Genomic DNA, 12,266 nt, shown 5'->3' with positions numbered 1-12,266 from the left:
GCCCGCCCGCAGGCCGCCCCTAGAACGGCAGCGCCCGCTCGTGGACCACCTCCAGTCGTGACACCGCCCGGGTCAGCACCACGTACAAGCGGTGCAGTCCGCGTGGCTCGGCCTCCGCGATGGCCGCCGGTTCGACGGCCACGACATGGTCGTACTCGAGTCCCTTGACGACACTCGCCGGTACGACGGCCACCCGCGCACCCGGTTCGTCCGCGCCCGCCGCCGCGATCCCGGCCGCGCCGAGCGCCGCCCGCACCCACGTCACGTCCGCGTCGGCGGCCACGACCCCCACCGACCCCTCACGCCCCAGCGCCTCGCGCACGGCGCCGACGACCGCCTCCGGCAGGTCACCGTCCGCCACCCGCCGCACCCTCAACTCCCCGTCTCCGCGCAGCGAACGCCCCGCGGGGACGTCGACGTCGAGCCGTTCGAGGAGCCGGTTGGCCAGCGTGACCACGGCCGCCGGCACCCGGAACCCCGTGGTCAGCGGCACCACGGCCGCGTCGGGCTTGCCCAGATGACGCAGGGTCGTCCGCCACGACCGCGCGGCCCAGGGCGCGGTGCCCTGCGCGAGGTCGCCCAGCACCGTCACCGACCCGAAGACCGCCCGGCGCGCGATCGCCCGGCACTCCATCGGGGACAGGTCCTGCGCCTCGTCGACGACGACGTGCCCGTACCCCTCGGGGTGCTCGACGACCCCGGCGACCTCGTCGAGCAGGACGACGTCGGCGGCGGACCAGCGGGCCGACTTCCAGGACCGCGGCGGCCGGTCCCACAGCAGCGCGAGCTGCTCGTCGGCGTCGTACAGCCCCACACAGGCGGCGGCCAACTCCTCCTTGCTGCTCAGCAGTTGGGCGACGACTTCCTCCGCCCGCACCCGGGGCCAGACGGCGTCGACGTACGCGCTCACCGCCCGCGCCCGCGAGACCCTCTGCACCCAACTCGCGGGCTGCGGCCCGGCTCGCCGCTCCGCCTGCTCCTGAACGCACCGCACGGCCCGCATCCGCACCCGCTCCCGCCCGACGCCGTAGGGCGGTTGCTCCGCCCGCACCCCTTCCACGATCCGCACGAGTTCACCGACCCCCACCCGCCACCGATACGAACCGTCCGTCACGGCGAGGGGTTCGAGGCCGTCGGTGGTCACGCGCGCGTACAGGGCCCGGCGCAGCACCTCCGCCATCCGCACGTCGTGCTTGAGAACGGCGGTCCGTTCGCTGTCCGTCCCGGTGACGGGGTGGTGGGCGATCTCCTCATGCAGGGTGGACTGCCGTACGCCGGTCTCGCCCAGCGCGGGGAGCACCTCGCCGATGTAGGAGAGGAAGGTCCGGTTGGGACCGAGGATGAGGAGGCCGCCGCGCCGGATGCGCTGCGGGTGGGTGTAGAGCAGATAGGCGGCCCGGTGCAGGCCGACGGCGGTCTTGCCGGTGCCCGGAGCGCCCTGCACGCACACCGACAGTCCGAGGTCCCCTCGTACGAGATCGTCCTGCTCGGGCTGGATGGTGGCCGCGATGTCGCGCATCGGGCCGACGCGGGGGCGTTCGATCTCGCGGGCGACGATGTCGCTGACGCGGGACTCGCCGCGCCCGAGGTGCTCGTCCTCGAAGCCCGTCAGGTCGGCCGAGTCCCCCTTGCTGCCGGGCGCCCAGCCGAACCGCCGCCTGTTCGCGACCCCTTGGGGATCGCGGGCGCTCGCCTGGTAGAAGGCGCGGGAGACGGGTGCGCGCCAGTCGACGACGAGGGGCGGCACGGTCGGCTGCTCGCTGATGCGCAGCCGGCCGATGTGGTAACTCTGCCCGGCGTGCTCCCCGGCCCCCTCGGCGTGGTCCAACCGCCCGAAGAACAGCGGCCCTTCGGGCAGCTCCCGCATATGCCTGGCCCGGCTGCGCAGCTCGTACCCCAGCACTTCGGCGTCGGCCCCGGAGGCGGAGGCGTTCTCACCGACGACGACCTGTTCCTCGGCGCCGTCGACCATGCCGGCGAGGGCGGCCCGGCAGCGGTCGTGATGGGCGCGTTCGCGCCGGAGGGCTTCCTGGAGGGCGCGGTCGTCTGAGGTCATGGGCCACACGATACGAGATTTCGTGACCGAGTTAAATTTATTACTCAGTATCCACAGGGCGGCCTTGTCTCCCGGCCAGATGCGGCAATCCGGCCTTGAGCAGCCCGAACGCCCGCTCGGCCGCGGCGACGGCGTCCGGGCGCACGTCCTCCACCCGCTCCCCCGCGGCGATCCGCCGCCAGTTCTCCAGCGCGAGAATCCGCTGTACGGCGATGATCTGCCCGGCCGCCAGCCGCGCGTCCAGATCCCCGCCGAGCACCTCGGCGAGCGCGGCCTCCGCCCGCTCCAGGTGCGTGTGGGCACGGGCGACGAGGGACGGGGTGCCGTAGAGGAGCGAGTGAAAGGCGAGAACCTGCGGGTGATCGCTGAGCCCGGTCACGGGGTCCCCGCTCTCCAGCCCCTTTAGAAACCTCTGCCGCAACGCCTCCAACGGCTTCGCCGCCCCCGCGACGATCCGCGCCGCCTCGTCCTCGTGATCGGCGATCCGGTACAGGACCAGGTCCTCCTTGGCCGGGAAGTACCGGAAGAGCGTCGGCTTCGACACCTCGGCGGCGGCGGCGATCTCGGCGACGGAGACGGCGTCGAAGCCCTTCTCCAGGAACAGCCGGATGGCGGTGTCGGAGAGCTCCTGATACATCCGCTGCTTCTTGCGCGCTCGGAGGCCGGGTTGGGTCATGCAGCGAGCCTAGGCTCACTCGCCGGCCACGCGTCGCCAGCCGGGTGCCAGCGACAGGCGCCACAGATCGTCGAGGTGTTTGCTCCAGGTGGCGACGATGGCCTTGGCGTCCTCGCCGGCGCCCCGGGCCCAGACGCTGAGGTCGGTGCGGTAGCCCTTGGGGTCGTAGAACTCGGGGCCACCGCTGCGGAGCATGCTGCGGGCGGCGACGTTGTAGAGACCGTGCAGCACCTGTTCCCGGTTGAAGATGCAGACCTTCTCCCTGGGGATGCCGGGGTAGACGCGGTACTCGCACTCCGCGCTGACGCGGCCCAGTGCGTTGAGGCGCTCCTCTATGCCCGAGATCGTCTCGTCGTACTCCTGGCACTTGAGTTCCAGGCGTTTGCGGAAGTCGGGGTCGTCCACCGGCTCGTCGTCCTCGCCCACGCGCGACGGCACGGTCATCGGCTGGCCGAAGTCCGGTACCAGGACCCTGACGGAGACGTGCCTGGTGGGGCCGGGGTCTTCGAGCAGGGCCTCCAGGCGGTGGAAGAGCTCGTTGCAGAGGGTCTCCCCCGTGTAGCCCAGAAAACTGATCTCCACCTCACGGGCGCGGAACGCCTCGGTCACGAAGGTCCCCAGTTCCCGCGACTCGACCTGGACCCGCGGTGGCTGCCGAAGCGTCACCGCGAGCTCTTTGACCGTGTCGTAGAGCACGTAGCCGACCAGACTGAGCAGGGCGCCGCCCAGGAACGCCTTGTCCTCCAGGGCGTCTCCGACCGGCTTGACGAACTGGGCCACCAGTCCGGTGGCGAAGATCGCCAGCAGCAGGAGCCGGACGACCGCGGGCTCGTAGCGGGACTGGAAACGCTTCAGGTGCTCGCCTATGCCGCCCTCGACCGGCCTGTTCACGCCCGCGGACATCCGTCGTCCCTTCCCCCGTGCATGCCGAAGGGGCCGACGGCAGGTCAGACATCCGCGGAGACCCCAGCTGTCTGTGCCCCTCCATCGTCGCGGTGCATGAACGCGCGGGCAAGGTAAGGGTTCGCGGGCTTCTTCGACCGGTGGGGCAGGCCCAGCGCGGCCGTGGCGGCGGCCAGCGTCATGGTGTAGGCGTCCACCGCGCGGCGGACGTTGGGCGCCTCCAGGCTGTCCCCGGTGACGAGGCGGTCCAGGTCCACATAGGCCGAGCGGACGATCTCCATCCACCGGTACACACGCCAGTCCTGGTGCCAGCCCTTGGTGCAGTCCTCCGGCAACGCGTGGTACCAGCGGGCGAACATCCGCTCGCGGATCTCGGGACGCGTCGGAGTGAGGTGCATGTGGCGGACCAGGTCGTACAGCGGGTCGCCGATCATCGCCATCTCCCAGTCGATGAGCGTCAGCCCTCCCTCCTCGCGGCGGACGAGATTCCACGGGTTGAGGTCGCCGTGCAGGAGCACCGGCCGACGCGGGACGACGGTGTGACGTTCCAGCATCTCGAGCAGGCGGTAGCCACTCGGCAGACCGAGCTCGCGCGCCACCTCCGTGGTCGCCTTGGGGAGCTCTTCGACCATGCGGACCAGCTCGTACTGGAGTTCCCAGTAGAAGTCCTGGCCCTGTATCGGGTCGAGGTGCGAGCAGTCGACCTCCGTCAGCGCACGCAGTTGGTCCACCAGGTCGTCCGCCTCGTGCGGCGTCAGGCCGTTCGCGGGGTGGTCCGGAGGTTTGATGCCCTGTCGTGAACCCTCGTAGGAGTGGATGGTGAAGGGCTCGTCCAACCCGCTGACGCCGAGAGCCAGCACACGCGGTGCGTGAACCGCTGCCCGTGACTTCTCGATGGCCATCAATACGGCGTGCTCGTTGAGGAACCTCCGTTCCCGCGGGGTCGCGGAACCGACCTTCCGGCGCACCATCACCGGGAACGGCACTCCCGGGACCTCGACTGCCGTGTTGAGGTGCGCCGTCCCCTTGAAGACCCGGTCGGCGGAGGCCGCACCTTCCTCGAAGAGGGCCTGGCTCACCGCCCGGTCCGGAAAGTCCGGTCCCAGCGGGACCCGGTCATCACGCTGCCAGACGATCTGGAAGACGGACCTCTCCCGGCTCGCCGTCACACCGTGGGACTCGTTCCAACGAAAGAGCGTGCGCTCGATCTCGGCCGTATCCGGCACCTTCTTCAGCCGCAGCGGCTTCTCGGCCGCCTCCAGAGCCGTGTGCACCGCAGTCGTCGCAGCGTCCAGATCGCGCTGGTCGAACGAGTCACCGAGCGAGGTCGCGGCACGCATCACGTCCGGATAGACGGACTGGGCGCGCTCGAAGGCGAGGTAGTGCTTCAGATCCCGGTCGAGGCCCTCGACGGCCTTGCTGTTGCGCCGGCCCATCGTCTCGCGCCACGCCTCGATCACCTCCTGCCACTGGTCGACGGGGTACTGCATCCGGACCAGATGAGTGGCGAGGTCGTGCAGCGGGTCGCCGAAGGACGCCAGCTCCCAGTCCACGCAGATCAGGGGTGGATCTCCGTGGTAGGACACGATCACGTTGTCCCGGTGGAGGTCCGTGTGGAGGAGGCTGAAGGGGCGCTTGATCAGCGACGGCACCCGTTCCGCGAACCGCACCATGGCGTCCTCGGGGATGCCGAGCATGGCGAACAGGCCGCCGAACTTGGCCCAGTTGCGCTTGCGGATCTGCTCCTCCGCCGCGGCTGCGAGCGCCCGCAGATACGCGTTGCTGTTCCGGCTGGACCGCGGCCAGGACGGAGGCAGCGGAGGCAGGTGCTGCCTGCGTACCTGTGCCATGTCCGCGAACAGGCCGGCGAGTGCGGCGATCAGATCGGAGTCGACCGGCTTGCCGTTCGGGCAGATGCTGGAGAGCGGCACGCCCTCCACGTAGCTGAGGATGGTCATGTCCTGGCGCTTGACCAGGCACTGCGGCACGTTCGGCAGGTACCGGCGGATGGTGTTGAGCAGTTCCGCCTCGTCCTGCCAGGTCCGGATGACCACCGGCAGCGCCGTGGGAACGGGCAGCCGCACCGTGACGGGCCGCCCTTCCTCCCCGGGCACCAGACTGGAGTGGCCGGCCGTTGGCCGCACCATGTAGTTCAGGTTGTGGTGACCGCGCCCGAACCACCCCAGGGCCCGCGCGTAGCGTACGAACTCGTCGTACTTGGTGTCCTCAGCTCTTTCCAGAGCGCGGATACCGGGCAGTGGCGGAACGCCCACGGGCCACTCCTGCATGACTGTGCGGCGCTTGTGATGTTCATGCGTCGCTAGAGAGTGAGCACACCTTAGTGCTTGTCCTCACTCACGTATGAACGGGCTCCGGCATTCGATACCGACTTGAGAGAGTTACCACCCGACAGGCGCACGGCGTTCGAAACTCGGTGGACTCACAGCCGGTTCAGGGGGTTTCGGAAAGAAGCCCCCAGCACGAGTCGAACCAGGCCTGCATGCTCTCCATGAACACGGATCCGGGGGAATCCGGATCGCCCTCGTCGTTGACGTGGCGGGTCAGTGTCGAGCCCAGGCCCAGCACGTCCTGGGCTTCGACCTCGGTGCCGTCGTCCAGCATGATGGTGCGCTCCACCACCTCGTACGGTCCGAACAGCGCTTCGACACCGGGGCGCAGGTACAGCTTGAAGGCGGGCGTCAGCGGCACGTGCCGGATCGCCACCTCGATGTCCGGTACGAGGCCCTCCGCCTTCAGGTCACGCAGCGCGACACGCAAGGAGGTGGTGTGCCGGCGCGTGATGGCGCGCAGCCGCTCCTGCAACCGGTCCGATTGGCCTGCTTCCCGCTCCTCCCGCTCCCCCTCGTCCTGCTTCTTCGCGCGGGGGTACGGCAGCTCCAGCCACTCCGAGGGCAGCAGCATGCGCAGTTCGATGCGATCGGGACGGATCTCGCCGAGGCGGATGCGTTCGGCCTGGAGTCGGATGTGGGCGTCCAGGGACTCGGATGTCAGGGTGAACACGTCTAGTTGGACGACCCGCTGTGCGAAAGCCCGGTCGATGAACGTGCCCAGCGCGGCTCTCACCCGGGGCGCCTCCTGTCTGGGCGGCGAGCCGGCATGCGTGGGGCTCTTCACCACACGCGAACCGCTGCCCTGGCGGGACCTGATCCAGCCCTCGTTGTTCAGTTCGCGCATGACGCGCTGGATCGTGTCCCTCGACACCCGGAACTCTTCGGCGAGTTCCCGCTGGGGCGGAAGCTGCGAGCCGACCGTGTACGTGCCGTCGGCGATCCGCGCGCGCAACGCCGACAGGACACGCTCGAACTCCGTGCCGCCTCCGTCGCCGCGCTCTTCGCTCACATCGCGACCGTACCGCGACCCGTCCACCGACAAACCGGTTCCAGTCAAATTGGCGGATCGGTTGGCCGGTTGGCATATACGGCCGGGATTGGACAGTTAAGGGATCTAGCAGGCAGGGCACACCCCAGTCAGGAGTAGCAGTCCAATTGGACGGCTAGTTGATCGAATCACTGAAGTGGACGGGGTGGGGCCGTGATCTTCTTTCAACTGGTAGGAGCAGTCCTCCAATTCGGCCTGGGCCAATTGGTGCAGACGCAGCTCGGGCTCGCCGGACTCGGAGGCGCGCTCCTGCTGACCGTGGTTCCGGTTCTCATCCGGGTGTGGGTACCGCGCCTCCTGCGTACGATCCACACCAGCCCAGAATGGTGGGCGGCGGGCCTTGTGGTCGCCCTGGTCGCCCTGTGCCTCCAGGCCTGACTCCGCTGCCGTCAGGTCTGACTCCGCAGCAACCGCAGCACCGGCAGCAAAGAGCCGACGATGTGCTGGGCGCCCGCGTCCTTCAGTTGCTGGTGTTTGTACGCGTTACGCGCGTAGCCCAGGAACGGGACGCCGGCCGCTTCGGCGGCGTGGAGGTCGGTGGGGGCGTCGCCGATCATGAGGGCGGAGGTGGGGGCCGCGCCCATGGCGCTGAGAGCGCGGTTGAGGCAGTGCGGGTCCGGTTTGAGGAGGTCGAGCTCGGCGGTGCGGCCGTAGACGTGCGGGGCGAAGCAGTCGGCCAGGCCGCGGCTGGAGAGGTAGTCGGCGACCGTGCGCGGGGAGTTGTTGGTGGCGACCGCCAGCCGGCTGCCGACGGCCGTCCAGGTGCGTATCAGCGGATCCGCGTACGCCGTCGGCATCGCGGAGACGGCCGCCTTGCGCTCCAACTGCGTGAGCCGTGCCTCCAGTTCCGCCACCAGGTCGCTGCGCGGATGCCGCCGGTTGACGGCGTAGAGCACGACCATGGGGTCGGGATGGACCTGTTCCTCCTCGGTCAGCAAGCCACGCAGCCCCTGCCCCTCCAGCCAGGCGACGAGCTCGCTCGCCACCTGCTCCGCCGAGTGCCCCGCGAACAGCTGACAGATGGGGCCGTCGAAGTCGAAGAGCACGAAGCGGGCGTTGGTGATCAGTTCTCGCAGGTTCCCTGTCTCTACTGTCACCGGTTCAGTCTGCGTCGTATCAGAAGTCACTAGGAGAGTGTCAGGTCCGTCGTGATGGTTTCCCAGAGGGCGTCGAACCACTTCTGGGATTGCTCCACGAAGGCGGCGTCGCGTTGACCGGCTCGTTGTTCGAAGGAGAAGAGGAGGGACTTGCCGCCCAGGGCGTCGTACATCTCCAGGGTTCCGGTGTCCCATTCCTCCTCTCGTTTGGTGATCATGTAGTAGGCGACCAGGGCTTCCGTGCCGTTGAGCAGGTAGAGCTTGATGGGTGGGGTGAAGGGCAGGGCGCGGAAGGTGACCCGTACGTCGATGCGGTGCGAGGAGCGCAGGGCGCGGAGGTTGTGCTGGAGGACCTGGACCTGGGCGTTGCGCTGGGCGAGCCAGCGCTGGTGGACCGCGTCGTCCTCGCCGCGGCCGTCGACCGGCACCGGGAAGGCCAGGTCGATCTTGCGGCTGGGCAGCAGGATGCGGACGTCGATGGACTCGGGGCGTATCTCGCCGGCGTGGATGCGGCGCAGCGGCTCGCCCAGGGCCAGCATCAGCGTCTCGGCGGTCAGGCACGCGGCGTCGACGCGCACGTGCGGGGCGGAGAAGGCCTCGGCGAGGCGGGGGGCGAGGCCCACCATCGTGGGCTGGGGTTCGCCGGTGACGGGCGGCGGTTCGGCGATCCGGGGCGGGCTGCCCTTGCTGACGTTGCTCAGCAGGCCGTCCTCCTGGAGTGCCCGTAGAGCCTGGCGGACGGTGCCGCGTTCCACGCCGAACTCGTCCGCGAGCTCGGCCTGGGTGGGCAGGCGGTCGCCCGCCTTGAGGTCGCCGCTGCGGATACGGTCCCGGAGGATGTCGGCGATCTCCTGCGGGGACCGCCTTCTGCTGCCGTTCACTGCCACGTTCTCCGCCACGTTCTCCTGGGTCACGACCAAACGCTACAACTTCGATCCATCTATGGGGAGTTGCTGGCGACTTGTTTATGAGTAGGTACCAAGTGGGAACAACTTAATCAGAGTTGGTTGCCAACTTGGTTGAGTTGGTGGAAGTTTTGCTTCCTCTCCGGCTCTCCGTCCCCCCACGACCGTCCCGCCCACGCACGAAGGGGGAAACACCGTGCCTGCCCTCGCCCTCCTGTCCGCGGTCTTCGTCGTCGGCTTCGAGCAGCTCGTGAGCTGGAAGTACGGCGCCGCCGGCATCATCGGCCTGCTGCTGCTCACCGTGGGCATCAAGGCCAAGAACCCCGCCGTCAGCTCCGCCGGAGCCATCGTGCTCGCCCTGCTGGTCGCGGGGCCCGCCCTCTGACAGACAGTCCTGTGGGAGACGTCAGCCCGTGAGCGTCAGCTCCGAGCTGATCGTCTCCCACAGTGCGTTGAACCACAGGTGCGACTGCTCGACGAAGGTCGAGTCGCGCAGGCTCGCCCCCTGCTCGAAGGCGAACAGCATCGACTGGGTGCCCTCGGCGTCGTACATCTCCAGGTGCTCGTGGTCGATCTCCTCCTCGCGCCGCGTCAGCGTGTAGTACGCGAAGAGCGCCTCCGTGCCGTTGAGCAGGTACAGCTTCACCGGCGGAGTGAAGGGCAGGGCCCGGAACGTGACGTGGACGTCGATGCCGTGCGTGGAGCGCAGGGCGAGCAGGTTGTGCCGCAGGACCTGCCCCTGCGCGTTGCGGTTGGTCAGCCAGTGCCGCTGCAGGCGGCCGTCGGCCGAGGGGTCGACCGGCGTCGGGAAGGCCAGGTCGATGTCCCGGCTCGGCAGCAGGATCCGCACGTCGACCTTGGCCGGTTTCAGTCGCCCGGCGTGGATCTGCCGCAACGGCACGGCCAGCGCGAGGTTCAGGGAGATCGAGGTCAGGCACAGGGCGTCTATCTCGACGTGCGTGTCCGCGAACGCGGCCTCGATGCGCGGGGCCAGCGCCACCATCGTCGGCAGCGGCGGGGCCGCGGGGCCGGTGACGACCCTGGTCAGGTCCAGGTCGGGGGCGACGGTCGCGGGGGCGCCCTTGGACACGTTGGTCAGCAGGTGCTCCGACTGGAGGATGCGCAGCGCCTGGCGTACGGCGCCGCGCTCGACGCCGAACTCGTCGGCCAGTTTCGCCTGCGTGGGCATGCGCTGGCCCGGCTGGAGCCGGCCCGACCTGATGCGGGCGCGGAGCTCGTCGGCCACCTCACGATGGGATTTCTGTGGCCGCTGTGACCTCGTCCGCCCATTGGCGGAGACGTGTTTCGGGTCCACGACCAAACACTACAACTTCCCGCCATCTTATGGCAGTTCTTCCGAAGGTGGTTATAAGACGACTCCAAACGGAGATAAGGACAGTGAAGTTGGTCGCCAACTTCGGCAAGATGGTCAAGTACCAGAGGGGTTGGCGCCATCCACCGTCCATCAGGGGGAGCATCCGCGATCCGGCTGATCGGGCTCCCTTCCGGAGGGGAGCCGGGAGCCCGGTCAGTCTGCACCAACGGCACAGTCACAAGTGAACACCGACAAGTTCATACGGACGACCGCACAGCCACAACCGAAGAGCACCGTCACAACTGAAGAGCACCGTCACAACTGAAGAGCACAGCTACGGATAGTCCACCGTCCCCTTCGGGAAGGAGCCGTCAGAACATGTCCGGGCACCACGGTCGCCTGGACGTTCGCAGCAGGGCGTCGGCCAACCTGGCGGCGCCCGCTCGTTCTTCCCGCACCCGGCCCGCCGCCGCCAGCCGCACGGCCGACTCGTCGCCCAGCCACAGTGACGCCAACCCGGTTATGTCCAGGGTGAGTTCCGCGGCCTCACGCGTCGGTGTGCAGGATCCGGACCCGCCCCGCTCCGCCACCTCCAGCCGGTAGCGGCCGCCGCCCGTCAGTCCCGAGCCGTCGAGCACCTCCAGCACCAGGGAGCCGGCGCCCTCGTACGTCCGCGCCTCCAGCGCCCGTACGACGTCCAGGATCCGCACCCACAGCCAGTCGCTCAGCGTCGTGATGCTCGCCGCCCGCGCGTCCGGCAGGTAGAGGGGCAGCAGGTCGTCGGGGGCGCGGGGGCCGGTCTTGATCCGGGTGACCCAGTCGATGGAGCACAGGTAGTGCCACAGGGCGCGCTCGGCGGCCGGGCTCGTGGCGATCAGGCCGCGGACGGTCGCCGTGTCCTGCGGCTGCTTGCCGTCGCCCCAGGTGTCGTCCACCTCGTACGCGACGAGGCCCTCCATGGTGCCGTCGGGGGCGCGGTAGGCGGCGAAGAAGGGCTCGGTCCACTTCGGGTCGATGCTCACGACGCCGGTGTTGAGCTGCCACCACCAGTCGGTCCGGCTGATGGCACCCGGGGTGGCGCGGCGCACGCGGTCGTGCAGCTCGGGACCGAGTTTGCGGACGTCCGCGGCGTCGAGGAGGTCGATCCGGCCTCCGTCTTCGGGGATGCGGCGGCGCGGGTCGAGGCCGGTACGGGGGACGTCGACCGTCCATTCCGCGGTGGCGGCCGCGGGGCCGAAGCCGAAGCGGCCGTAGATCGGGTACTCGGCGGCGATGAGCGTCGCCACGACGTCCCCGCGGTCCTTCGCGGCGGCGAGGTCGCGGGTCATCATGCGGGTGAGGAGGCCGCGGCGGCGGTGGGTGGCGGTGACGGTGACGCCGGTGACGGCGTTGGCGGGAACGAGGGTGCCGCCCACGGCGGTGAGTTCCTGGGCGAAGGAGCGGAACGTCGCCACGCAGCGGCCGCCGTCGAAGGCGCCGGTGTAACGGCCCGGTGCGAACTGGGTGCGGCGGGCCTCGAGTTCGGCGTCCGAGACGCTGGGGGCGCGCAGGAATCCCGCGTTGACGGCGCGTAGCCACTCCGGGAACTCGGCCTCGGTGATCGGACGGACGTCGATGTCGGAGGGCTCGCGGTCGCGGGTCATGGGGTCACGGTATGTGTACGACGGTGAGGTGTCGCGCGATTTTCCAGGCCCTCGAAGACCTCACAACGCCAGAGACTTCACAACGCCCGAGACTTCACAACGCCCGAGGACCTGACAACGCCCGCAGACCTCGCAACGCCCGAGGACCTGACAACACCCGCAGACCTCACAACACCCGCAGACCTCGCAACGCCCGAGGACCTGACAACGCCCGCAGACCTCACAACACCCGCAGACCTCAGGACCCCCGCCCTCGGAATCCCCGCGCCCTC

Annotated in this window: 11 protein-coding genes; 2 read left to right on the top strand and 9 right to left on the bottom strand. The window is 69.3% G+C overall.

All coding sequences use genetic code 11. The annotated features are described in order from the left end of the window. Positions 1 to 19 precede the first annotated feature (19 nt). The 5 genes from ACYF6T_RS10220 to ACYF6T_RS10200 all read right to left on the bottom strand — a co-directional run bounded on the left by ACYF6T_RS10220 (position 20) and on the right by ACYF6T_RS10200 (position 6,995). Positions 20 to 2,056, bottom strand: coding sequence for a HelD family protein (locus ACYF6T_RS10220; protein WP_461695316.1), 2,037 nt, complete (start codon positions 2,054 to 2,056; stop codon positions 20 to 22). A 40-nt stretch (positions 2,057 to 2,096) separates the two neighbouring features. After that, positions 2,097 to 2,732: a TetR/AcrR family transcriptional regulator gene (locus tag ACYF6T_RS10215; RefSeq protein WP_461695315.1), complete on the bottom strand. Its 636-nt coding sequence runs from the start codon at positions 2,730 to 2,732 to the stop codon at positions 2,097 to 2,099. 15 nt (positions 2,733 to 2,747) lie between these two features. After that, positions 2,748 to 3,635 carry a hypothetical protein gene (locus tag ACYF6T_RS10210; protein ID WP_461695314.1) on the bottom strand — a complete coding sequence of 296 codons (888 nt, stop codon included), beginning with the start codon at positions 3,633 to 3,635 and terminating at the stop codon, positions 2,748 to 2,750. 44 nt (positions 3,636 to 3,679) lie between these two features. Further along, the gene (locus ACYF6T_RS10205) at positions 3,680 to 5,908 is read right to left on the bottom strand and encodes a phosphotransferase family protein (protein ID WP_461695313.1); all 2,229 of its coding nucleotides are present in this window, start codon (positions 5,906 to 5,908) and stop codon (positions 3,680 to 3,682) included. 178 nt (positions 5,909 to 6,086) lie between these two features. Then, positions 6,087 to 6,995, bottom strand: a complete 909-nt coding sequence (locus tag ACYF6T_RS10200; protein ID WP_461695312.1) for a GntR family transcriptional regulator — start codon at positions 6,993 to 6,995, stop codon at positions 6,087 to 6,089. A 192-nt stretch (positions 6,996 to 7,187) separates the two neighbouring features. On the opposite strand from ACYF6T_RS10200, the gene ACYF6T_RS10195 reads away from it, so the two are divergent. Beyond that, positions 7,188 to 7,412 (top strand): hypothetical protein, encoded by a 225-nt coding sequence (locus ACYF6T_RS10195; RefSeq protein WP_461695311.1) that lies wholly within the window; start codon positions 7,188 to 7,190, stop codon positions 7,410 to 7,412. An 11-nt stretch (positions 7,413 to 7,423) separates the two neighbouring features. Here the strand turns inward: ACYF6T_RS10195 and ACYF6T_RS10190 are convergent, their stop codons facing one another. Together ACYF6T_RS10190 and ACYF6T_RS10185 are read right to left on the bottom strand one after the other, a co-directional pair. Continuing rightward, positions 7,424 to 8,161, bottom strand: a complete 738-nt coding sequence (locus tag ACYF6T_RS10190) for an HAD family hydrolase (RefSeq protein ID WP_461695309.1) — start codon at positions 8,159 to 8,161, stop codon at positions 7,424 to 7,426. Then, positions 8,161 to 9,051 (bottom strand): GntR family transcriptional regulator, encoded by an 891-nt coding sequence (locus ACYF6T_RS10185; protein WP_461695307.1) that lies wholly within the window; start codon positions 9,049 to 9,051, stop codon positions 8,161 to 8,163. The genes ACYF6T_RS10190 and ACYF6T_RS10185 overlap by 1 nt, the downstream gene beginning before the upstream one ends. A 181-nt stretch (positions 9,052 to 9,232) precedes the next feature. Here ACYF6T_RS10185 and ACYF6T_RS10180 point away from each other — a divergent pair, with 181 nt between their 5' ends. After that, positions 9,233 to 9,421, top strand: coding sequence for a hypothetical protein (locus ACYF6T_RS10180; RefSeq protein WP_461695306.1), 189 nt, complete (start codon positions 9,233 to 9,235; stop codon positions 9,419 to 9,421). Positions 9,422 to 9,442: 21 nt separating this feature from the next. On the opposite strand, the gene ACYF6T_RS10175 is transcribed toward ACYF6T_RS10180, so the two are convergent. Together ACYF6T_RS10175 and ACYF6T_RS10170 are read right to left on the bottom strand one after the other, a co-directional pair. Continuing rightward, on the bottom strand, positions 9,443 to 10,357 hold the full coding sequence (locus ACYF6T_RS10175) for a winged helix-turn-helix domain-containing protein (RefSeq protein ID WP_461695305.1): 915 nt from the start codon (positions 10,355 to 10,357) through the stop codon (positions 9,443 to 9,445). 365 nt (positions 10,358 to 10,722) lie between these two features. After that, the gene (locus ACYF6T_RS10170) at positions 10,723 to 11,994 is read right to left on the bottom strand and encodes a GNAT family N-acetyltransferase (RefSeq protein WP_461695303.1); all 1,272 of its coding nucleotides are present in this window, start codon (positions 11,992 to 11,994) and stop codon (positions 10,723 to 10,725) included. Between the last annotated feature and the right edge of the window lie 272 nt (positions 11,995 to 12,266).

The organism is Streptomyces sp. 7R007 (assembly GCF_054850255.1).
Note: the sequence above shows the minus strand (reverse complement) of the source record. Positions and strands in the feature narration are given on the sequence as shown.